This window comes from Halomonas sp. 3D7M (assembly GCF_014897885.1).
Taxonomy (GTDB): Bacteria; Pseudomonadota; Gammaproteobacteria; order Pseudomonadales; family Halomonadaceae; genus Vreelandella.
In genome coordinates, this window is sequence record NZ_JABUZF010000168.1 from 69,138 (window position 1) to 72,614 (window position 3,477).

The 3,477-nt window shown below is 53.6% G+C and carries 3 protein-coding genes; 2 read left to right on the top strand and 1 reads right to left on the bottom strand.

Going from position 1 to position 3,477, the window contains the following annotated elements:
* On the bottom strand, nt 1–1,579 hold a 1,579-nt coding region (priA, locus tag INT22_RS08630), incomplete at its 3' end, for a replication restart helicase PriA (RefSeq protein ID WP_226912537.1).
* 19 nt (nt 1,580–1,598) lie between these two features.
* On the opposite strand from priA, the gene rpmE reads away from it, so the two are divergent.
* Both rpmE and INT22_RS08640 read left to right on the top strand, forming a co-directional pair.
* Complete coding sequence (rpmE, locus tag INT22_RS08635) at nt 1,599–1,814, top strand: 50S ribosomal protein L31 (RefSeq protein WP_009724828.1); 216 nt, start codon at nt 1,599–1,601, stop codon at nt 1,812–1,814.
* A 483-nt stretch (nt 1,815–2,297) separates the two neighbouring features.
* Nucleotides 2,298–3,477: malic enzyme-like NAD(P)-binding protein (locus tag INT22_RS08640; protein WP_193068053.1), on the top strand; the 1,180-nt coding region annotated here is incomplete at its 3' end.

The window sequence follows — 3,477 nt, forward strand, 5'->3', positions numbered from 1 at the left end:
CGCAATGGTGGCAGGCCAAAAGGGGAGGCTGGCGGTGCAGCGTCATGCGCGAGTCGCACTGTCCGCACTCGGCGATCCACCCACAGCTATGGCAAGCCAGCGTTGGTGCGAATCCCCGTCGGTTAATAAAAACCAGCGCCTGCTTGCCTGACGCTAAGGTGTTTTTGATAGCGGTGATGGCGCCGGGCAGCAGCCCCCCCTGGCGTCGCTGATGACGTAGGTCAATCAATTCAAGCTTGGCTGGTGGGTGTCGGCTGGGACGTTGGGTGAGGCGCAGATGGCGATAGTGGCCAGAAAGCGCTTGCTGCAAACTCTCAAAAGAAGGCGTGGCGCTGCCTAACAGCAGGGGGATGTTGTGGTAATGAGCCCTGGCAACGGCTAAATCCCGGGCGTGGTAGCGAAGCCCGTCGTGCTGTTTATAGGAGCCATCATGCTCTTCGTCGACGATAATGGCGCCTGGGTTTTTGAGTGGCGTAAAAATAGCCGAACGGGTGCCGATAATGACTAGCGCGCGGCCATTGGCTGCGGCTTCCCATACATCCAGGCGCTCCAGGTCGGTAAGCCCTGAGTGTAGCGCCACTACCGGTACCCTAAAGCGACTCTTAAAGCGCGCCAGGGTTTGAGGCGTGAGGCCTATTTCAGGCACCAACACCAGAGACTGCTTGCCCTTAGCGGCGAGGGCTTCAATTAGCTGAAGGTAGATTTCGGTTTTACCGCTTCCGGTTACGCCTTCAAGTAAGCAAGGATGGTAGCTATCGAGCTTTTCATGCAATACGGCAAGTGCCGAGGCCTGCTCTCTGTTCAGCGGCAGTGATGGTGAGGCCAGCAGGTTGCCGCCAGCGTGCGGTGTGGCGGTTAGCGTGGTTTCCTGGGCACGGGCGAAGCCCTTTTTTTGCAAGGCTAGAAGCTGTTCACGGGTGAAACCATGAGCAGTGATGGCTCGACCAGCCAGCCCATGTGGATGCTGACGCAGCAGGGCATACAGCTCGGCTTGTTTCGGTGCTCGCTGAAGCGGCAGGTCGTCCCCAGGTGATAGCGGCAGCCACAGGGTCTGCGTTCGCCCTCCCATTGGGTGGCCCTGGCGCAGCCGAGCGGGCATGGCCAGCTGCATTGTGTCGCCTAAACTGTGCTGATAATAACGGGCCGCGAAATGGCATAGCCACTGCCAGTCGTTGGGCAGGGGGGCGTCATCGAGCACCTCGCTAATAGCGCGTAGCTTCCCGTGAGGCAGTTCGCTGCCATTGGCAAGTTCTGCCACCACGCCGACCACTTCTCTGCGGCCAAAGGGGACGCGCACTCTAAGGCCTATCTGCCAGCCACAAGCGGGTGGTTGGCGTGTTGGTAAATAGTCAAATAAACGCCGCAGCGGTGATGGTAGAGCGACTTTTAGCACTTGAAAAGGTGCTGTGGACCCGCCTTGAGGGCGTGCCTGGTTAGAAACAGAGTCGGACAATTGGCCTCCGGCGTTTAGTTTGCTAGAATGCGCGGCCGCTCTGAATCTATAGGATGGAGCGGTTAACCGGTTAGCAGTTTTTTCAAACCCGTATGCGGTGCTTGGCAACGGATCAGGTGGCGGCATACAGCTCATGAGGCTCAAGATGAAACAAGGTATCCACCCGAATTACAACACGGTCACCGCTAGCTGTTCTTGCGGTGCAAGCTTCCAGGTTGGTTCTACCTCTGGTCAGGACTTCTCTCTGGACGTGTGCTCCAACTGCCACCCGTTCTACACTGGTAAGCAGAAGCAAGCGACCACTGGTGGCCGTGTAGAACGCTTTAACAAGCGTTTCGGCGCTGCCGTTAAGCGCGGCTAATCCTAACGGATTTGCGCTGCTGCAAACACACAATGTGTTTGCAATATAAGCCCACGCTACGGCGTGGGCTTTTTATTCTCAGAGGCACGCTTTTTCCATTTTCCTTTCCCTTCCTTACCTGATAGGCCTTTTGAAGGCTTATTCTACCTAGTAATGATGCATCCATGGATGCTTCTAGCAGATGCTTAAAATAGATACTTGTCCACAGCCGCTTCTGCACAGGCAGGCCTGTGGAAAAATTGGTTTTTTATAATTTTTAATGGAATTTATTTTCATAAATGCCGCATTGCATCAATAAGCAAACCTTTATGGCTATCGCGTTCATTTATAAGTTGCAGCAAATGGTGTTGAAAAGTTACGAACATGTTGGAAACGGGGTTGAAACAACTGTTTTTCTGCAAAGTTTACTACGTGCTTGAGGCGCATGGGTTTTTTCTATATTCTGGAGTGACTTTTCTACTTTAGGCTGATTGGACCTTGACCATGATGGATGCAAATAAGCAAGCGGCTTTGGATTATCACGCTAAACCGATTCCCGGTAAGCTGTCTGTGGAGTTAACCAAACCCACAGCTACCGCGCGTGATCTGGCGCTGGCGTATAGCCCTGGCGTTGCTGAGCCGGTTCGCGAAATCGCCCGTGAGGCGGAAAACGCGTATCGCTACACTGGTAAAGGGAATCTGGTCGCTGTCATTTCTGACGGAACTGCCATTCTAGGTCTTGGTAACCTTGGTCCGCTGGCCAGTAAGCCGGTTATGGAAGGTAAGGGCGTACTGTTTAAGTGCTTTGCAGGCATTAACTCAGTCGATATTGAAGTGGATGCTGAAAGCCCTCAGGCGTTTATCGATACGGTGGCGCGTATTGCGGATACCTGGGGTGGTATTAACCTGGAAGATATCAAAGCACCCGAGTGCTTTGAAATCGAAAAAGCCTTGATTGATCGCTGCAGTATTCCAGTATTTCACGATGATCAGCATGGTACGGCCATTGTGACCGCTGCCGGTATGCTTAATGCGCTGGATATTGCCAATAAGCGCATTGAAGATGTGAAGATTGTTTGCATGGGCGCGGGGGCAGCAGCGATTGCCTGCATGCGTTTGCTAGTGTCTTGTGGCGCGAGTAAAAAGAATTTGGTGATGCTTGATCGTCGCGGTGTTATTCACGCTGATCGCGATGGCATTAACGAGTATAAAGCTGAATTCGCCCGCCATACCAATATGCGCACGTTAGACGATGCCATCGACGGTGCTGATGTGTTTATTGGTCTTTCAGGCCCAGGGCTGCTTTCTGCCGAGCAAGTGAAAAAAATGGCCGCAGACCCGGTTATTTTCGCCTGTACTAACCCAGATCCGGAAATTCACCCGGCTGTGGCCCGCGAGGCACGTCCTGATGTGATCATGGCCACCGGTCGTTCGGATTTCCCGAATCAGGTAAATAACGTATTGGGTTTCCCGTTTATTTTCCGAGGTGCTTTGGATGTTCGGGCGACACGCATTAATGAAGCCATGAAGCTGGCTGCTGTCCACGCCCTGAAGGATCTAGCTCGAGAGCCGGTACCCCAAGAAGTGTTAGACGCCTACGAGCGCACTGAGATGAGCTTTGGGCGTGAGTACATTATCCCGACGCCGGTCGATATTCGCCTGCTTGAGCGAGTTTCTTCGGCGG

Excerpts from the sequence above, each read along its gene's own strand:
- rpmE (WP_009724828.1), top strand. The coding sequence starts at position 1,599 with ATGAAACAAGGTATCCACCCGAATTACAACACGGTCACCGCTAGCTGT.